The sequence below is a fragment of the Fibrobacter sp. genome, assembly GCA_012523595.1.
Taxonomy (GTDB): domain Bacteria; phylum Fibrobacterota; class Chitinivibrionia; order Chitinivibrionales; family Chitinispirillaceae; genus JAAYIG01.
The window spans coordinates 1-18,754 of record JAAYIG010000032.1 but is presented as its reverse complement, the minus strand read 5'-3'; the positions used below and the strand labels follow the sequence as shown (position 1 = coordinate 18,754).

The 18,754-nt window shown below is 39.3% G+C and carries 16 protein-coding genes; 12 read left to right on the top strand and 4 right to left on the bottom strand.

From position 1 onward, the window contains the following. The 8 genes from yidC to GX089_01515 form a co-directional block, all read left to right on the top strand. The coding region (gene yidC / locus GX089_01550; protein ID NLP01158.1) for a membrane protein insertase YidC at positions 1-1,777 on the top strand (1,777 nt) is incomplete at its 5' end. Between the two features lie 7 nt (positions 1,778-1,784). Beyond that, positions 1,785-3,149 (top strand): tRNA uridine-5-carboxymethylaminomethyl(34) synthesis GTPase MnmE, encoded by a 1,365-nt coding sequence (gene mnmE, locus GX089_01545; GenBank protein ID NLP01157.1) that lies wholly within the window; start codon positions 1,785-1,787, stop codon positions 3,147-3,149. 42 nt (positions 3,150-3,191) lie between these two features. Further along, entirely contained in the window at positions 3,192-5,069 is a 1,878-nt protein-coding gene (gene mnmG / locus GX089_01540; GenBank protein ID NLP01156.1) for a tRNA uridine-5-carboxymethylaminomethyl(34) synthesis enzyme MnmG, read from the top strand. Next, positions 5,066-5,749 (top strand): 16S rRNA (guanine(527)-N(7))-methyltransferase RsmG, encoded by a 684-nt coding sequence (rsmG, locus tag GX089_01535; GenBank protein ID NLP01155.1) that lies wholly within the window; start codon positions 5,066-5,068, stop codon positions 5,747-5,749. Before mnmG ends, rsmG begins: the two co-directional genes overlap by 4 nt. A gap of 156 nt (positions 5,750-5,905) precedes the next feature. Continuing rightward, positions 5,906-6,688 carry a ParA family protein gene (locus tag GX089_01530; protein ID NLP01154.1) on the top strand — a complete coding sequence of 261 codons (783 nt, stop codon included), beginning with the start codon at positions 5,906-5,908 and terminating at the stop codon, positions 6,686-6,688. Further along, positions 6,681-7,556 (top strand): ParB/RepB/Spo0J family partition protein, encoded by an 876-nt coding sequence (locus GX089_01525; GenBank protein ID NLP01153.1) that lies wholly within the window; start codon positions 6,681-6,683, stop codon positions 7,554-7,556. Before GX089_01530 ends, GX089_01525 begins: the two co-directional genes overlap by 8 nt. Next, positions 7,553-8,380: a M23 family metallopeptidase gene (locus tag GX089_01520; protein NLP01152.1), complete on the top strand. Its 828-nt coding sequence runs from the start codon at positions 7,553-7,555 to the stop codon at positions 8,378-8,380. The genes GX089_01525 and GX089_01520 overlap by 4 nt, the downstream gene beginning before the upstream one ends. A gap of 18 nt (positions 8,381-8,398) precedes the next feature. Then, complete coding sequence (locus GX089_01515; GenBank protein NLP01151.1) at positions 8,399-8,752, top strand: polymer-forming cytoskeletal protein; 354 nt, start codon at positions 8,399-8,401, stop codon at positions 8,750-8,752. Between the two features lie 179 nt (positions 8,753-8,931). Here GX089_01515 and GX089_01510 read toward each other — a convergent pair whose 3' ends face one another. Further along, complete coding sequence (locus GX089_01510) at positions 8,932-9,510, bottom strand: CDP-alcohol phosphatidyltransferase family protein (GenBank protein NLP01150.1); 579 nt, start codon at positions 9,508-9,510, stop codon at positions 8,932-8,934. 315 nt (positions 9,511-9,825) lie between these two features. Beyond that, a complete protein-coding gene (gene rimI / locus GX089_01505) occupies positions 9,826-10,275 on the bottom strand; it encodes a ribosomal protein S18-alanine N-acetyltransferase (GenBank protein NLP01149.1) in 450 nt (149 codons plus the stop codon). Positions 10,276-10,354: 79 nt separating this feature from the next. On the opposite strand from rimI, the gene GX089_01500 reads away from it, so the two are divergent. Further along, positions 10,355-10,675: a hypothetical protein gene (locus tag GX089_01500; GenBank protein NLP01148.1), complete on the top strand. Its 321-nt coding sequence runs from the start codon at positions 10,355-10,357 to the stop codon at positions 10,673-10,675. A 206-nt stretch (positions 10,676-10,881) separates the two neighbouring features. Here GX089_01500 and GX089_01495 read toward each other — a convergent pair whose 3' ends face one another. Further along, positions 10,882-12,924, bottom strand: coding sequence for a PTS transporter subunit EIIA (locus GX089_01495; protein NLP01147.1), 2,043 nt, complete (start codon positions 12,922-12,924; stop codon positions 10,882-10,884). Positions 12,925-13,182: 258 nt separating this feature from the next. Between GX089_01495 and GX089_01490 the strand changes: the two genes are divergently transcribed. The 3 genes from GX089_01490 (at position 13,183) to GX089_01480 (ending at position 17,032) form a co-directional block, all read left to right on the top strand. Next, a complete protein-coding gene (locus tag GX089_01490; GenBank protein NLP01146.1) occupies positions 13,183-13,377 on the top strand; it encodes a hypothetical protein in 195 nt (64 codons plus the stop codon). 630 nt (positions 13,378-14,007) lie between these two features. Next, positions 14,008-16,530: a glycogen/starch/alpha-glucan phosphorylase gene (locus GX089_01485; protein NLP01145.1), complete on the top strand. Its 2,523-nt coding sequence runs from the start codon at positions 14,008-14,010 to the stop codon at positions 16,528-16,530. A gap of 136 nt (positions 16,531-16,666) precedes the next feature. Then, positions 16,667-17,032, top strand: a complete 366-nt coding sequence (locus tag GX089_01480; protein NLP01144.1) for a CoA-binding protein — start codon at positions 16,667-16,669, stop codon at positions 17,030-17,032. A 58-nt stretch (positions 17,033-17,090) separates the two neighbouring features. Here GX089_01480 and GX089_01475 read toward each other — a convergent pair whose 3' ends face one another. Then, on the bottom strand, positions 17,091-18,632 hold the full coding sequence (locus GX089_01475) for an FAD-binding oxidoreductase (GenBank protein ID NLP01143.1): 1,542 nt from the start codon (positions 18,630-18,632) through the stop codon (positions 17,091-17,093). Positions 18,633-18,754: the final 122 nt, after the last annotated feature.

The following is an 18,754-nucleotide window of genomic DNA, read 5'->3' as shown; positions in this document are numbered from 1 at the left end:
TAAGAATTCATTGATCGCTTTTATTCTGATTATGCTCGTGGTTATGTTTTTCACCAGTCCACAGTATAATAAGTTTTTTAATGAAGTAACAGGAAGAAAACCCGTTCCTACTGAAAAGGGAAAAAGCTTACCGAAGAAAGAAGAACCTGAAAGCCAGGTTCAAATTGATACTACTGAAAAGATCACTCCTTCTGAAGAAAAAAAAGATTCTGTTTCAAAGGATACTGTTATTGAGGAAAGTCAAAAAGATGTAGAAGACACTATCTGGGTTGAAACGGAAAATATGATTGCAGGTATAAATGAAAAGGGAGGAAATATAATCTCCATAAAAATGAAAAAATACCTGTACACAGAAGGAAATAGAAAAGGGGAGTATGTTGATTTAATTCCGCAGAATAGTGAAGGCGGCGCTCAAATTTCAGTAGCCGGGGAATCATTAAAAGACAAGATATTCAAGTATAACGGAGAAAGTGAAAAGAAAGTAGAAATAGAAAAAGGAAATAAAAAGGATCTTGTATTTGAACATACATTGAAAAATGGAGATGTAATTAAAAAAATATTCTCTTTTATGGGAGAAGGATATCAGATAGGAATGAAGGTATCCGGAACTCAACTGAGTGGGGAGAGAATAGGTGTAAGCTGGTTGAGCGGAATAGAAGAAAGCGAAACTAGTGGATCACAGCCTGAACAGAGAATTGTGCATTACTCTGATGGTTCATCAGTACAGCATATCAACATGAGGAAAACGGAAAAAGAAGAGATTACAGGAAACTATCGATGGATTGGAGTAACTTCGAAATATTTCTTCATAAGTATCGTATCTGATTCCGTTAGAGATGCAGATCTCACTATAAAAGGATTTGAAACTGACGCAAAAGGAAAAAACAGGAAATCAATTAAATCTATAAATTATGAAATCAGTTATACAAATAGTGCAAATGAAAATACAGAATCTTACTGGTTTTATACCGGGCCTAATCAGTTAGAAACGCTGAAAAGTTTCAACCTTAAATTTGAAAAAATACTCTTTTCTGTAACAGGGTGGACCAGATGGTTCTTTTATGCAGACAAATGGTTTCCATGGCTTGCAGAATTTACTCTCTGGCTGCTGCTTGTCCTATATAACCTGGTAAAGGATTTTGGTGTTGCTATTCTTCTTATTACTATTCTTTCGAGGGTAGTTACTTACCCTATGACTCAGAGTAGTACAAAATCAATGTCCAGGATGAAAGACATACAACCTAAAGTAGAAGCTATAAGAAAGAGATATAAAAACAATCCAAGAAAAATGAACGAAGAGATAATGGCAGTATATCGTCAGGAGGGAATAAATCCATTAAATCCAGGATGTCTGCCACTGTTTCTTCAAATGCCGATATTTATAGCTTTGTTTGTTGTTCTAAGAAAGGCAATTGAACTTAGGGGAGCAGGTACATGGGTAATTCCCTGGGTAAATGATCTATCAAGACCGGAATCACTAATTTCTCTTACAAGCATTTTTCCTCAGGGAATTCCACTTTATGGAACAAGCATAGCACTTTTGCCTATCATTATGGCAGTTCTGACATATTTTCAAAACAAGATGACAATAAAAGATCCCAATCAAAAGGCAATGATCTATTTCATGCCTGTATTTATGCTTGTTTTGTTTAATAATTTCCCCGCTGGACTGGTCTTGTACTGGACAGCATCAAGTGCTCTGGGACTCTTACAACAGTATTATATAGAAAAGAAGAATAAAAAAAGTGTAGCTGAAGCGACTGCAAAGAAAAAATGAGGAATAGATGGGTCGTGAAAGGACAATTGCGGCAGTCGCGACACCCGCAGGAACAGGTGCATTAGGGATCATAAGAATCAGTGGAGAAGAGGCATTTGAGAAAGTATCTTTATGCCTCGATCCTACTGAAAAGTTTCATAAAGCAGAACCCAAAAAAATATCTCTTTTCAAATTTTGTAGAATAAACAGTGGAGAAATAATTGATGAGGTCACTGTAATAAAATACAGGCGGCCCAACTCATACACAGGCGAAGACATGGTAGAAATTTTCTGCCATGGGGGCCCATATATAATCAATTCCATAATAAAAGAATTGAAATCTAATGGAATTGACGGTGCTAAAAAAGGAGAGTTTACAAGGCGGGCGTTTCTAAATGGAAAGATGGATCTTACCAGGGCTGAAGCAGTAAAGAGTGTAATAGAGAGTAAAACAGAACTGGAAAATAAAATAGCTGTAAGGGCGTTAAGTGGAGAATATAAGAAGAAGATTGAAAAATGGAGAGAGAAAATAGTAGAAGCCTTGGTACAGATAGAAACAGAAATAGAATTTGAAGAAGACCAGGATATAGAACTCGAGAATAAAGAAAAAAGAGATCTGCTTGAACTGGTCAGGGTAATAGGGGAGGACCTGAAAAGAAGGGAAAAGATAAAAGAGATTGAAGGTGGATTAAGAGTCGTAATAGCAGGTCCTGCTAATGCCGGAAAATCAACTCTTTTTAATAAAATTGTTGGGTATGAAAGAGTCTTGACTCATCATGAACCGGGGACAACAAGAGACTGGGTATCTGAAAAGATATACATAGATGGAAATGAATTGATACTTATTGATTCAGCAGGAATACGAAAAACTGAAAACCCGGTTGAAATGGAAGGAATAAAAAAAAGTAATGAAGAAATAGAAAAGGCAGGATTGGTAATATGGGTTTCAGCTGCTGATGAAAGAATATATGAAGAAGAAAAAGAATGGATAGAGGTTCTTAAAAATCGAAACACGATTTTTCTCCTGAATAAGGTAGATAAAAAAATAAACGGAGAAAAAGAAAAATTCTTTAAGAGAGAGAAAATAAACCCGGAGTTAGTATCTCTTAAAAATGAGTTAAATTTAACGGACATATTTAATCAAATAAGTAATAGGGTCAGAAACTTAAATGAGAGTATTGAGATTCCTGATATGATCGGAAACATGAGACAGGAAAAAATTGCCGAAGAGATGATGGAACAAATAAAAAATGCTATAAATAATTGGGAAAGAGTAGAAATCGCTGCACACTATTTAAATACTGCTCTTGAAAGTGTTGAAGAGATTCTCGGAAAAAGAGACAATGAGGAAGTTTTAAACAGAATCTTTGAAAGTTTCTGTATTGGAAAATAAATGTTTCACGTGAAACAATTATGATCCCGAAAGAAGAAAAAAATGAGGTTTGATATTATTGTGATTGGTGGTGGCCATGCCGGAATTGAAGCGGCACACATTGCCACTAAAAAAGGATTATCAGTAATGATGATCACCAGTCATATTGATCTGATTGGACAGATGTCATGTAATCCCTCCATTGGAGGAGTGGCAAAGGGAAACATTGCAAGAGAAATAGATGCTCTCGGTGGATTGATGGGAAAAATTATTGATTGTGCCGGGATTCATTTCAAAATGCTGAATCGAAGTAAAGGTTCGGCGGTCTGGGGAAACAGAGCCCAGGCTGATAAAGTTGTATATAGAAAGGTCGCCCGAAAGCTTCTGGAAGAGTGTAAGAATCTCACACTCTTTCAAGGAGTGGTAAAAAGAATCACAAGTGATAACAGGAAAGTTACTGGAGTAATACTCGATTCAGGAGAAGAAATACAATCCGGAGCAGTGATTTTGGCTGCAGGAACTTTTCTTAATGGAATTGCTCATATCGGGTTGAATTCTTTTCCTTGCGGAAGAATGGGGGAGCATCCTTCATGTGGGCTAACTGAAAGTATCAGGGAGCTTGGAATAAAAAGCAGCAGACTGAAAACCGGAACATCTCCAAGGATAGATGGACGAACTGTAGATTTTGATTCCCTGATAAAGCAGGAAGGGGATAATAACCCCTGGCCATTTTCTTTTTCTACGGAACATAAGTTAACAAACAAGACCTTATGCTGGATAGGAAGAACAAATCACGAAACGCACCAGATTATAATGGATAACATGGACAGATCCCCATTATATGCTGGAAAAATCAGTAGTATCGGTCCAAGGTATTGTCCATCGATTGAAGATAAGGTAGTAAGGTTTGGAGAAAGAGATGGTCATACATTATTTTTAGAACCAGAGAGTCTTGAACATAATGAGATGTATTTGAACGGATTGTCAACATCTCTCCCATTTGATGTTCAAGTAAGGATGGTCAGCAGTTTAAAAGGCTTTGAAAAAGCCAAAATTGTTCGACCGGGCTATGGTATAGAGTACGATTTCTTCCAGCCACTGCAATTAAAGCCGACTCTTGAATCGAAGATAGTAGAAAATCTGTACTTTGCCGGCCAGATAAATGGAACCTCTGGATATGAAGAAGCTGCTTGTCAGGGTTTAATAGCGGGGATTAACGCGAGTCAGAAAGTTCTGAATGAGCAGGAATTTGTCTTGAGCAGAGATTCATCATATACGGGTGTTTTAATTGACGATCTGGTAACAAGAGGAACAGAAGAACCGTACAGAATGTTTACATCCAGAGCAGAATACAGGTTGATTTTAAGACAGGATAACTGCGATGAGAGGCTGATGCCATTATCTTATAATGCAGGATATCTGGATAAAGAGATTTACGAAAAAAGAAATAAAATCTGGGATAAAAAGAGAAGAATAATGGATAATTTCAGGAACGAAAAGATCGATCCTGATTTGTGGAACGAAAACAGGAACGAAAAGATAAGTCATCCTGTGAGTGCATTAGATCTTCTAAAACGTCCTGGAATATGCATCAAGGATCTATCTGAATGTATCGATATCAGTTCTGTGGATAGTGAATTTCTTACTGTATCGGTGGAATCGGATATTAAGTATCAAGGCTTCATAGAAAAGCATCTCTTTGAAATCGAGAGAATAAAAAAGTATGAATCAGTCAATATTCCGGAAAACATGGATTATTCACAGGTAAATGGTTTGTTGACGGAATCAAAGATAAAGTTAAACAAGATACGTCCTCAGACACTCGGTCAGGCATCAAGGATCCAGGGAGTTACACCATCGGATATATCAGTTTTGTTAATTCACCTATCAAAATATCGTCATGTTAACGTTTCACGTGAAACAATGGAAAGTGGCGTATGAACAAAGCATTAAAACCATATCTTAACAGGGCAAAAGCTTGTTATGAACTTAAGGAACTCGAGCGCCTTGGTCTTACACCAGACCTGGATCAGCGAGAGCTAATTCTTGCTTACACCTGCTTAATTCTAAAGTGGAATGATGTTGCGGGTCTGATCTCCAAGAACGATGAAGATAATCTTTTCCGCCGCCATTTTTGTGATTCTTTGCAACCGCTTTTGCTTTTCGGGTTTAAAAAGAATGCAACCGTTTTGGATATTGGTTCCGGAGGAGGATTTCCCTCAATACCTATCAGAATTTTCCGTCCTGATCTTACTTTTGTTCTTGCCGACTCTAACCGTCAGAAAGCAGCTTTCTTAAAGGAAGTAAAAAAAGAACTGAATTTTGATAATGTTACGATATTTAATGGTAGAGTTGAAAGACTTAATCCAGAGGAAAAAAAGTTTGATTACATTTTAAGCCGGGGAGTTGGTTCTTTACAGAAGTTTTCCCAGCTTGCCAAACCACTGCTTGCTCCTGATGGGCATATGTACACATTTAAAACAAAACAATTTGTATCAGAACTGGATTTTATAACTGCAAATAAAGAAAAAGATAGAATTAAAATCAGTGAAATCGCAGAATATGATCTGGGAAATCAGATCCTTGGATTAAATCTGGTTTCACTGGAAATTATAAAATAAAATGTTGAAAAGTGTGCATAAAATAAAGCCCGGAAACGGAACGGTTTTTCTAAACCATTGATTTTATTCTATTTCTATGCTGTTTAAGGGTCAGTACCATCACAATATTAATATTGTGGATAAGGTGTGCATATTTTGTAACTAAGGGGATATTTTGTGGCTAAAGTTATAGCCGTGTGTAATCAAAAAGGCGGGGTTGGTAAGACTACAACATCGATTAATTTAGCAGCTTGTCTGTCGGCTGCTGAAAGAAGAACTCTCATCGTGGATATGGATCCACAATCTAATGCTACTACTGGATTGGGATTGGATAAAAATGAAATAGAACGTTCTATTTATGATGTTATCACAGGAAATATAGATGGTTCAGAGGAGATCAGCCTTGAAAATATCGTTGTAGATTGTGAACCAATTCAATATCTCGATCTTGCTCCATCAACACCTGATCTTGCGGGGGCTGAAATAGAGCTGGTCAATACCATCGCCCGGGAAAAACGTCTTGATTCCGCAATTTCAACTGTCCGGGAAAAATATGATTACATAATTATTGATTCACCTCCATCTTTAGGATTGCTCACGGTTAATGTTTTAACTGCTGCGGATTCAGTTCTTATTCCCATACAGTGTGAGTATTATGCCCTTGAAGGATTGGCTGAATTGTTGAATACAATTCGCCTTGTTCAAAAAAGCCTTAATTCCAAACTGGTTATAGAGGGTGCACTGCTGACTATGTACGATAACCGCTTAAATCTGTCAAGACAGGTGGCAGAGGACGTTAGAAGCTGTTTCTCAGGGCGGGTTTTTGATGTGGTAATAAACAGAAATGTGAAATTGAGTGAAGCTCCATCTTTTGGAAAACCGATCATTTTGTACGATATTATGTCTTCTGGTGCAGAGAATTATCTCAATTTAGCTAAGGAAATCATGCAGAATGAATAAACAAGGGACAAGAAGAGCATTGGGAAGGGGTCTTTCTAATCTGATTCCTACCCAGAGTGAAGACCATAGCGGTTCAGAAGAGATCCACTATATCGATATTTCATCAATTAAAACAAATCCTTTTCAACCAAGGATAGATTTTAACGAGAAAGAAATTGAAGGTCTTGCCGAAAGCATTCAAAATCAAGGACTTCTGCAGCCGGTTGTAGTAAGGCAGAAAGAAAACCATTATGAGATAATCTCCGGTGAAAGGCGATTTCGCGCTTTTTGTCATCTGAAAAAAGACAAAATTCCCTGTATTGTAAAAAACAAGGTTACTGACAGGGAAATGCTTGAGTTAGCTCTGGTTGAGAACATCCAGCGTGAAGAGCTAAATGAGATTGAGAAAGCCATTGCCTACCAGAAACTGCTTCTTGAATGCAACTATACTCATGATGAGCTTTCAAAGCAACTGGGTAAGAGCAGAACAGCAATTACAAATACTCTCCGCTTGCTTAATCTTCCCGATGCGGTTCAGCAGATGTTGAGAAAAGACCAGATTACGATGGGTCATGCACGCGCACTTCTCGCCATTGAAGAGGAAGAAAAACAGATTGAACTGGCAAAGAAAATTGTGGAAGAGCAGTTGTCAGTAAGAGATGTGGAAAAAGAATCTCAGGGGAAAAAGGAAGAAAAAAAGAAAAAGGTTCCTTCAGAGAAAAGAGAAAAACAAAGTGATCCGGACATGGCAGATGTCCTTCAGCGTTTGACTTACAAGTTTGGTACACCGGTTTCAATCAAAGAATCAAGCACTGAGAAGGGAAAAATCGAGATAGAGTATTTCAGTAAATCTGATCTGGTACGCCTGGTAGATATATTGTTAAAATGAATAAGTCAAAACATTACACATTGATGTTTATTCCTGATGATAATGGTAAGACTTTTACCTTAAAGATACATAAGTATGTGCTCCGGTCACTATTAATTTTTTCTGTTCTCTTTATCACCGGAATGATTTTGTTGTTATACAAGTCTGGTGAAATAGCTGCTAAATTACAACTGACGCATCTTATTAAGATGGAAAACGTAGAGCTGTCCAGAGAAAACGAGAATCTTAAGCGTTTATCTGTAAAACTGGAAAGTATTGAACAGTTATCGAAATATATTCATCAGCTTGCTTTACCGGATGAAATAGTTAGTGTTCCAGAAGAAAAAGCGAAAAAATCTTCAATACAGAAAAGAGAGGTTGATGAGGATAAAAGTATTCCGGAGATGACAAGAGCACAGTTACCGGCCATTGATTCCTCCGCTGACCTGTCTTCATCAATTCCCAATATTCCGCCCGTAGAAGGTTGGATTACACGTCAATTTTCTACAGATTCGATGGGTGTACAGGATGGTCATCAGGGTTTGGATTTCGCGGCTGCGCTGGGTACTCCTATCCGGGCAACAGCTTCAGGAACAGTTGAAGCTATACAGAATGATAAAATATTTGGTCTAAGTGTGATTTTAAGACATGATTATGGGTTTATGACAAAATACAGCCATTGTTCAAAGATTCTGGTTAATGAGAATGAAAAGGTTAGAAAGGGTCAGACTGTTGCTCTTGTCGGGAATACGGGGAGATCAACAGCACCGCATCTTCATTATGAAATTATAAAGGACGGGAAGAATATCGATCCATCAAAACATCTACTAGTCCATCAGAAATAGCCTGATAAAGGAGTGATCATGGAAAAAGGGAACACAAAAGGGTTATACACTATACTTGGAGAAGGGACTGTTTTTGAGGGAACCATTAGTGTTCCTCATAGTTTGAGAATTGATGGGTCGTTTAAGGGAAAGATTCATACAACGGAAATCATTACAATAGGAAACACTGGTATTGTAGAGGCTGATATTGTTGCAAAGAGTGCAATAATCGGTGGAAAGGTTACAGGAAATTTATCAGTTGAAGACAGGGTGGAGCTGGAAGCCGATTCATCTTTGATTGGAGATCTGAAGACCAGCGACCTGATTATTAATGAGGGCGCGGTTTTTCATGGAAACTGTTCGATGCCTAAATCCAGGGGAGAAAGCGTCTGAAAAAGGCGTTTTCCCCTGATTTTTTTACTTCTGATAATAATCCTCGTCTATTGATCTAACTCCTAAATTTATATTAACTTACATCTTTCTCTGTAAATCATTAACTCGAATTTCGGTATAAGTCTGTATCGTAGTACATTAAAAGGTGCTGATTTATTGATTGTAGAAGGGTTAAAATATCAGATTTTTTCCAGTTGTTTCATTCCATCGAGAGTGTACCTGGCGGAGGAGTAAAGTACAAGTGCCGATGTGATCCGGATCAGGTGAGGAAAAACAACCGGGGAGAGTCCGGCAAGGATCCATGAGATTAAAATAATCTGAAAAAAAGTAGTGGCTTTGCCACTGATTCTCGGTTTTACTACAACATTACCGCATGTGACATGGATTATCACAGCTCCTATTAATAGTAAAGCATCTCTGCTTATGACAATCAACAGGTACCATAAAGGGATACTTACAATAAAAGCACCTTCAGGGGATTTGGACAGAATTACAAGAGAGGAGATCAGTAGAGCTTTATCGGCCAGTGGGTCTATGATTGTTCCGAGTCTGGTAATCTGTCCTCTGGTTCTCGCTATATACCCATCAACCGCATCTAGAAACATAGTACAGAAAAAAAGGATTGTCGCGGACCAGCGTAGAATTGCCTGCGGGTTTGACTCTTTTACACTCATGTTATAATACGTAATCAGCAGAATGAATACCGGTACACAAAGAATTCGGAAAATTGTGATCTTATTTGCCAGAGTCAGAGGCATACCAAGTCTCCAAAAAGCATTTCAGAATGTAAAAGTACAAAGTATTTAAACGGTTGGCCTTAAAAAATAATCTTTGCACTATTAAAATTCTTTATGTGTCCCTTATGGTTACTGGTTCCATGTGTGTGGAGAAAAGGAAATACAACAGTCACAAAGGAGTACATTATGGTGGTTGTATTCAAGTCAAGAATTACAAATGACTGGTTTTTCATTCATCTCTTTACATTACTCTTTCCATTTTTCCCTTTGCAATTTTTTCTATGTGAGCACCTGCTGTAATATTTCTTCTTTTTATATGTAAATTATTAAGAAATCTCAGTGAGAAGATAGTTTTAAAGACATTGCCAGTCCGGTTTCACCGTCAGAATAGAATTTTTTCCTTTTGTAATCTATATGGAAACCGGTTTTGATATAAAGGCTGATCGCGGCGATGTTACTTTCCCTTACCTCAAGCAAAACCATTTTTGCATTTTCAGAACGGGCCCTATCTATCAAAAAGTTCAGGAGTTTTTCGCCTAAACCTTTTCTTCTGAAATCAGGTGAGATACAGATATTTCTTATTTGCAGTTCATCAAATATGAGGGCGGCTGCGGCATACCCGGTAATGATGTTTCCAATGCAAATCACGGTTACCAAAGAGAAGGGACTGATAAATTCATCCCTGAAATGATCCATATTCCAGGGGTTTGAGTAGCAGATCTTCTCGATGTTCAGTATTTCAGGAAGATCAGTAAAAGTAGCGCTTCTGCAGTAGATACTATCCATTGCAAACATGTGACGGGTTGATTGAGATATATGCAGAATATAATTTTTATTCAGTGAAAAAGATAAAACAGGTGCTTTTATGAATTTACAGCGGTATCATTTTCTAAATGCATTATTTCTTGTCCTCTTAATCAATTCTACTGTAAATATTTCCGCTTCTGTTTACTTTACAGAAGATGATTCAGGTGAATTTTCATTATTGGAAAATGTAATCGACGCCGAAAAAAACGCAGTTTTAAGGAATACCGGTACGAGTCTGACAGAATACATCAAGCTTAATACAAAGATTTTCAGTATCGATGAAACAGAACAAAGCATCATTTTTGCTAGCAGATACCAATACTGTATAAAGCCGCCAATGGAGTTTGCACTGAGAAACAGCTCCCATCTCAGGATTTAAACCCCCACATTATTGTCTTTATATTCCTGGCTATTAAAGTTAAAATGTGCATTGAACGTGCACGATTCTCTTTTGTTAGTTTGTTATCTGATCGGGTTGAGATCTTGAAAAGATACGATCAGCAGGGTCTAAATAGATTTCCTGTTGATCTGCTGAACCTCGAGAGAGGTTTGCTCCGGGAGGGTGGAAAAGTTCCACCCTCTTTTTTATGATAATTTTGTCTGAAATATGGAGTAGATTTCTTCTCTGTTTCTGGCCGACAAAAGTCTTTTCCGGAAATCCTCATCGTTGAGTGCAGCGCTGAGACTGGCAAGAAACTGGATGTGGGGTCCGACAACTTTCAGAGGAGAGAGTACGAGGACAAAAATGTGAGAGGGAGCACCATCAAGAGATTGAAAATCTACTCCTTTCTTTGATATACCAGCGGCAATAGTGATTCTGGAAACGGCATCAGTTCTTCCATGCGGTATTGCTACTCCATGCTGCATTCCAGTGCTCATTGTTTTTTCCCTTTGCATTACAGAATCCAGGGCGTCCGTGCTGTTTTCCAACAGTTTATTCTTATGCAGAACAGAAATAAGCTCCTTTATTATCTCATCTTTGGTTGTGGATTTCAGATCGTTTATGACACAGGAGGGGTTGAAATTTATTGAAACGTCAAGATCTTTTCTGGCCTGGACTTCGGTCAATCCTTTTTTAATGTTTTCCGGTTGAAGGAAGTTTCTGGCTTTATTGATGATGCTATGGAGCTGCAGCAGAGATTCATAAACGATTGTTTTAACAAATAAGACATCTTTCCTGTCTGTTTCGAATGATATGGAATTGCCATGTACAGTAGCGGTGATAGAGATGTTTTCTTTACGGAACTCGTGAACTGAGTTATTTCCAATCTTTACAGTGTGCACATAGAATCCCTCACCTGAAAAGTACTGGACAATTTTCATATTCATCAATTCTATAAGTTCCGGGGCAGAAAAGTCAAAGTCGGTGGTTACAGTTGTCCGTTTTTTAAACTCTTTCCGGACTCCGCTTCTTCCTTTAAGCAGAAGACTAAGCAGGGGTGGAGCGAAGAGAGTGGTGATAAGGGTCATGACTACTGTGGCTCCAAAGAGGGTTTGATTGATTAATCCGGAGGAGATGCCAATTCCGGCAATGATGAGAGCGACTTCTCCTCTTGGAACCATACCTACTCCAATTCTTAACGCACCAAGCTTGTTGAAATTCAGAAACAGTGATGGCAGGGCACATCCTGCGACTTTAGCGAGTATTGCGGTAACAGAGTAGGCCAATCCGAAAATGAGAACCTGTGTGTCAGCCATCTCTCTAACGTTAACCATCATTCCCATTACAACAAAGAAGATGGGAACAAAGAAAGAGTAGAGAGTTGAGAGTGCCTCATGGATTGAGAAGCTAAGGTCTGTTTTTGAGAGGGTCAGACCCATGATATAGGCACCGATAATCATGGCCAGTCCTGCTTTTTCGAAAATTCCTGCCAGCATGAAAGCCATTCCAAGAGAAAACACTGCAATAGCAGCGTTTGAATGAAATCGTTTAAGGAAACGATTAATATGCCCGGCCATCAGGAGGCCGGTAGCAGTAAAGCCGATCCAGACCAGAAAAGCTCTGATAGCTATGAGTTGAACACTGGGAGTTTCTAAATTTCCTTTACCTTTCGCGGCAGCGACTCCAGTGATTACAGCTAAAAGTATAATCCCGAGCACATCATCTATGACAGCTCCGGCCATGATAGTCACCCCTTCGGGTGAATCCATTTTTCTTTTCTCAGAAAGGATCCTGGCAGTAATTCCTACTGAGGTAGCGATGCTGATCACTCCAAGAAAAAGATTCGTGGTGTCGAAAAAAGGTTTGTGGAGAAAGAAATACCCCACACCAGCACCGAAGAAAAAAGAGAAGATGACCCCGCCGATTCCGATAAGAGTACCTGCAAGCGAATAACGTAGTAGAAGGGAGATGTCAGTTTCCAAACCGGATACAAAAAGAAGAATTATAGATGCGACAGTTGCGATTCCATAGAGATTGTCAGATATTGGAATAGAATCAAGTCCTCTAAGCGGAAACAGACCCTCTGGAAAACCAGGTAAAGGAATTTGGCCAAGGAGATAGGGGCCGATTATCACCCCAAGGATCAGTTCTCCCAGAACAGTTGGGATCTTTATTTTTTCAAAAAACAAACCGCCGATTCTGGAGAGTATAACTATTGTTCCCAGTTGAAATATGAGGCTGGTCATGATCAGAACAGTGTTTTCAGAGCCTGCTGAAGCCTCAGCATTAACTGAGATTGGAATGGCTGCGAGAAGGCAGATGAAGAGATGTTTGTTTTTCGGAATAATTCCGGAGAAAAATTTTCCATCCTGGCGGCAAAGATTTCTTTGTTTCATAGTTCTATTCTTTATGGCATATCGTTCTATGTTATTGATATTAGCTAAGTTAGCTTATTCGTGCAAAATCGGCACAAATAATGCTTATACGCTCAATGGGGGTGAGCCATGAACGAGATAAAAACAAAAATGATTTCCCAGGCCAGGGAAACTTTTAAAACGATTTATCCTTGTGGAAATAAAACCGCTCTTATAGATTGCTTTACCAAAATGGGAAACAAAATTGTTTTCTGGTTTAATACAGAAGATCAAAGTACTCATCTGTTGGCTCTTCCTCTTGATGATCCTCATCAAACGACTTGATTTTCCTCAGTGAACAAAGACCAAGGTTTCCTTATTTTACATTTCAGGTATTGAACTCTGTGTTCCTGAGATTAAATTCGCATGTTTTTCAAATGGAATCGATCTCTTAAAGCCTGTGAGCTGGTAATGTTGTTGCATGTATGCAGGGATGTAACAGGTAAAGAGAACAGAAAAGAAATCTGAGCAGGTGATTTGAGATTATCTATAGGGTCCTGCTGAACCAGATCGTGAATAACCATTTTTGGATTGATTAAATCTATATTTTCGATCTGATTATTGAGATCGTTATTCATCATTCCGGAAAAGTTCTGGAGAAACAGGACCAAAATCTGCAGGGGAATAAGGTATTTTATACAAGAACGCAACAGAATTTGTTTTCCAAAAAGAAACTTTGTCTTGGTAAAATGTGCGATCTTCATGGTAACAAGGTTCAGTCCTGGGCCTTTTAGGAAAACAGCTCTTTTTTAAACTAACTTATGCCCTGAAAAACAGCAAATCAGGAATGTTTTGGAAATTTTCAGCAAAAACCGTATATTTGAGATTTGGTGTTCAAATTTATCTCCCTTTGATTTATTTTTTCGGGGATAAAAACGTAATTTCATTCAAAATAAAATCAATAAGGAAGAGTTGATGAGAGAAACAACAAAAGAGAAAAAGAGTAAATCGGTACCAGAGAGCCGTAATCCGGTAAAATGGTATATCCATTATAAAGGAATGAGTGCTGATGATATTCGCCGGGGTTTTCTGAACAATCTGGAATACAGTATCGCCAAGGATAAATACAGCCTTACTCCATACGATCAGTTTCTGAGTATGTCCTATACGGTAAGAGAACGTCTTATTGAGAGATGGATTGCCAGCCGTCAGCAGTACCATAACAATAATGTGAAGCGGATATATTATTTGTCAATGGAATTTCTGCTGGGAAGACTTCTGGGTGATAACATCATGAATCTCAAGCTTACTGAGGCCTGTGAGCAGGCATCGCGTGATCTCGGGCTTGAACTGGAAGAGATGATCGATCAGGAGCATGATGCCGGGCTGGGAAATGGTGGTCTGGGAAGGCTTGCAGCCTGTTTTCTGGAATCGATGGCAACACTGAAGCTTCCTGCTGTTGGTTACGGAATAAGATATGATTTCGGAATTTTCAACCAGAAAATCATGAATGGTAATCAGCATGAGCTTCCTGAGTTATGGCTTCAGTACCGTAACCCCTGGGAAATCGAGCGTCCTGAATACAAGGTTACAATCAAGTATTATGGGAAAACCATGTACTTTAACGAACCCAATGGTGGTCTGCGTATAACCTGGATTGACACAGAAGACGTTATCGCGCTTCCCTACGACATTCCGATTCCGGGATACGGAGTAAACAATGTAAATACTCTCCGTCTGTGGTCTGCACGTGCTACCGATGAGTTCAATCTTCAGTACTTCAATGACGGGGATTATATAGGTGCCTGCCAGGACAAAATAAGCAGCGAGAACATCTCCAAAGTGCTCTACCCCAATGATAACAATGTTTCCGGGAAAGAGTTGAGGCTGAAACAGCAGTATTTCTTTACATCTGCATCACTGCAGGATATAATCCGCAGGTATCTGCAATCAAATAAAGATTTCTCGGCTTTTCCGGACAAAGTTGCGATTCAGCTTAATGACACTCATCCGTCCATAACGATAGTTGAACTGATGCGTTTGCTTATGGATGAGCACAAGATGGGATGGAACGAGGCCTGGGATATCACCACACGCACATTTGCCTATACAAATCATACTCTCATGCCTGAAGCACTTGAGAAGTGGCCGGTGAGCATGATGAAAAAGCTGCTTCCGAGACATGTGGAGATTATTTACGAGATCAATGCCAGATTTCTGCGTCAGGTTTCTTACAAATATCCCGGTGATACTGACAGACTGCGTCGTATGTCAATAATCGAGGAGGGGCCTGAACCGCAGATCAGGATGGCATATCTCGCGATAGTCGGATCTCATTCGGTTAATGGAGTTTCACAGCTCCATACCCAGCTTTTATCAAACGGGCTGGTGAAAGATTTCCATGACATGTGGCCGAATAAGTTTAACTGCAAGACAAACGGAGTGACCCAGAGGCGCTGGCTCTACAAATCCAACCCATCGCTCAGGGATCTTATCTGCAGTAAAATAGGAACGGGATGGATTACCAGGCTCGATGAGCTCAAACGTCTGGAACAGTATGCCGACGATCCGGAATTTCAGAAGAAGTGGATGGAGGCCAAGCAGGTCTGCAAACAGGAATTTGTAAATAAAATCCGTAAATGGGAAGGGATGAAAATCAGCCCTGACATGATGTTTGATGTTCATGTAAAGAGAATTCACGAATACAAGCGGCAATTGCTCAAGGCACTGCACTGTATTGCTCTTTACAAGAGAATAAAGAACGGAGAGAAAGATATCGTACCACGTGCGATCCTGTTTGCGGGTAAAGCTGCGCCCGGCTATTACATGGCAAAACTTATAATAAAATTCATAAACAATATGTCCGGTATTATCAATAACGATCCGGATACAAAGGGTCTGCTCGAAGTGCATTTTCTTCCCAATTACCGGGTTTCTCTTGCAGAGTATGTGATTCCTGCAGCGGATATCTCTGAACAGATTTCCACAGCCGGTACGGAGGCCTCGGGAACAGGAAACATGAAATTTGCTCTTAACGGTGCATTGACAGTAGGGACAATGGACGGGGCAAATATCGAGATCATGGAGCAGGTCGGAAAAGACAACATCTTCATCTTTGGTCTTCTGGCCAATGAGGTTGATGAATTGAAATACAGAGGTTATAATCCCTGGGATTACTACAATAAAAATGCGGAACTGAAAAATGTGGTAGATCTCATTTCATCTGGGTTTTTCAGTCCTGAGGAGCCACATCTGTTCATGCCTATCTACGACTACCTCATGAAGCACGGGGATCGTTACATGGTTATGGCTGATTTCCAGTCGTATATGGATTGTCAGTCACATGTGGAAAATATTTATCAGAATGACAAGGCTGCCTGGGCCAGGAAGTCAATACTCAATGTGGCCAATATGGGTAAATTCTCCTCAGACAGGGCAATTGAAGAGTATGCGAATGAGATATGGGATGTAAAGCCGGTCGATGTGACACTTGATTAGTTCTTTTTCATGTCTCGGGGTTGGTATCGGTATCGGAATCGGTATCGAAGGTGTGAAAAGAGATACACTTTATCGATACTGATATCTCCCCAGGCGAAAAAAGGCAACCATCGTTAAATTTACGGAAAATTCTGTAATGAGTAAAAAAGTTGTGATTCTGGGAGCCAGTAATAAACCAGACAGGTATGCTTATAAAGCATTAAGGATGCTTAGAGAATACGGGTACGATGTTGTGCCGGTCAATCCTGTCCTGGATGAGATCGAGGGTGTAGAGGTAAAACACTCACTTGACGAAGTAGAGAATAACCCGGATACACTGACGGTTTATGTGCGCCCTGAGAGACTGGAGACGGTGGCAGACAAAATAATCAGGGTTCATCCCAGGCGTGTAATTCTAAACCCTGGAACCGAATCAGATACTCTGGAAAAGAGGTTCAGGGATGAGGGGATTGAAGTCCTTAGAGCCTGTACACTGGTTCTGTTACGGACAAGACAGTTTTGAAGCTTATTTAATAGGTGTCGAAACGCAGAGGGCGTAAAGGACGCAAAGAGGTGAAATTTTAGAAAATAGTTCCCCTGTTTAATCTCCATTGAGGATCAATTGCTCGCTTGATTGTTTTCATTTCATCAATTGCAGCTTTCCCGTACATCTTCTCCAGATATTTACATTTCAGTTTCCCTATACCATGCTCAGCCGAAATTGTACCTCCATTTTTGACAGTAAGTTCCATCATACTGTCATACACATCAAGTGCGGTCTTCAGCTCATCTTCATTTGAAGGTAATAGATTTATGTGTATATGGTAATCGCCAAGATGACCAAAGGCTGCATAATGAAGGTTGTTTTCCTTGATCAGGCTGAGGTACTCCTGGTAAACAGATGCAAAGCAGTGTGCAGGAAGCGCGGTGTCGGTACCTATTTTTCTGATTGATGGACAATTGTTTTTAAAAGATGAAACAGTAGAATTGATTGATTCAGGGAGTGTATGACGGAATCTTTTCAGCCTTTCAATTTCCGCAGGTTCCATTCCGCTCCAGGTATTGTCAAAAGAGGAATCACAAGAGTTTAGAAAAGACTCCCATGACTCAAATTTATTCTGAAATGAACCGGGTTCGCTTTCAGCAAATTCCCAAAGTATTGCATGAGTGCAGCTATCAGGAAAATCCGGTATTGGTTCTGCCATTCTATTTCTGTAACCATCAATAAATTTTAAGGCACTTTCATCGAAAAATTCTATCGAAATCACACCGTTTTCTCTTCGCAAAAAGTCTGTGAAAAGAAAGGCGTTTTCCAATGATTTAAAAAATGTACATCCGGCAATGATACCAAAGGCTTTTTTCAGTTTTATTGTAATTGAGGAAAAAATTCCCAGAGTTCCTTCACTTCCAATAAACAGATCAATAGGATCCATCGGTGCTCTGGAATAATATCCCGCGGCGTTTTTTGTCTGAGGAGATTGATATGAAAATGGCGGGATAACAACTTTACTTCCCTGATTGGTTATTATTTCAAATCCTTTATGTGGATTTACCGTAATACCTCTTGTCAAAGTAAAGGTCTCGGCATTTGGTGTGATGATCGATAAAGCGTAAATAGAGCATCTTGTAGCGCCAAACCGGAATGATCTGGCACCTGATGCATTGGTTGCTACAGTGCCTCCCAGTTGTGCGGTTGTTTCGGTAGGGTCAGGAGGATAGAAATGAGAACCAGGGCTTAAAAACTGCTGTCCAGGTATTTTATACAGAAAGCTACCTGGATCACTTAAAAACTCTGATATTCCATCAATTGTAACACCTGGTTCACATTTTAGTATTATCTCTCCTTCAGAATTGATTGCAACACTTTCGATGTGATTCATTCGTGAAAAGGATATTACCCACTCGTTATCATCGGGTACAGCTCCTGCGGAAGTTCCGGTGTGGCTTCCAATTAATCGCAGGGGTTGGTTTAACCGGGAAGATTTCGAAATTATTGAAAGAAGATCATCTGTGTTTTCAGGGAAGAAAATTTTTGATGGGATACCGCCTGATGATTTGGATTCATCGACAAGAAGATCACTGTATCTTTCTTTTATTATGTTTTGACCATCAATTATTAACACGGGGTTATATCCATTTTGGTTTTGGAATCCATTTCTGAAAAATAAGATGTTTAAGAAAAAAAATAAGAGCGTTGAGAAAAGTAATTAAATTCATGTCCATTGTTGGATGCAATTTTGGAATG

Bases quoted from the DNA above. Each gene is read 5' to 3' on its own strand.
- mnmE (NLP01157.1), top strand. From the start codon at position 1,785: ATGGGTCGTGAAAGGACAATTGCGGCAGTCGCGACACCCGCAGGAACA.
- mnmG (NLP01156.1), top strand. From the start codon at position 3,192: ATGAGGTTTGATATTATTGTGATTGGTGGTGGCCATGCCGGAATTGAA.
- rsmG (NLP01155.1), top strand. From the start codon at position 5,066: ATGAACAAAGCATTAAAACCATATCTTAACAGGGCAAAAGCTTGTTAT.
- GX089_01525 (NLP01153.1), top strand. From the start codon at position 6,681: ATGAATAAACAAGGGACAAGAAGAGCATTGGGAAGGGGTCTTTCTAAT.
- GX089_01520 (NLP01152.1), top strand. From the start codon at position 7,553: ATGAATAAGTCAAAACATTACACATTGATGTTTATTCCTGATGATAAT.
- GX089_01515 (NLP01151.1), top strand. From the start codon at position 8,399: ATGGAAAAAGGGAACACAAAAGGGTTATACACTATACTTGGAGAAGGG.
- GX089_01510 (NLP01150.1), bottom strand. From the start codon at position 9,510: ATGCCTCTGACTCTGGCAAATAAGATCACAATTTTCCGAATTCTTTGT.
- rimI (NLP01149.1), bottom strand. From the start codon at position 10,275: ATGGATAGTATCTACTGCAGAAGCGCTACTTTTACTGATCTTCCTGAA.
- GX089_01500 (NLP01148.1), top strand. From the start codon at position 10,355: ATGAATTTACAGCGGTATCATTTTCTAAATGCATTATTTCTTGTCCTC.
- GX089_01495 (NLP01147.1), bottom strand. From the start codon at position 12,924: ATGACCAGCCTCATATTTCAACTGGGAACAATAGTTATACTCTCCAGA.
- GX089_01490 (NLP01146.1), top strand. From the start codon at position 13,183: ATGAACGAGATAAAAACAAAAATGATTTCCCAGGCCAGGGAAACTTTT.
- GX089_01485 (NLP01145.1), top strand. From the start codon at position 14,008: ATGAGAGAAACAACAAAAGAGAAAAAGAGTAAATCGGTACCAGAGAGC.
- GX089_01480 (NLP01144.1), top strand. From the start codon at position 16,667: ATGAGTAAAAAAGTTGTGATTCTGGGAGCCAGTAATAAACCAGACAGG.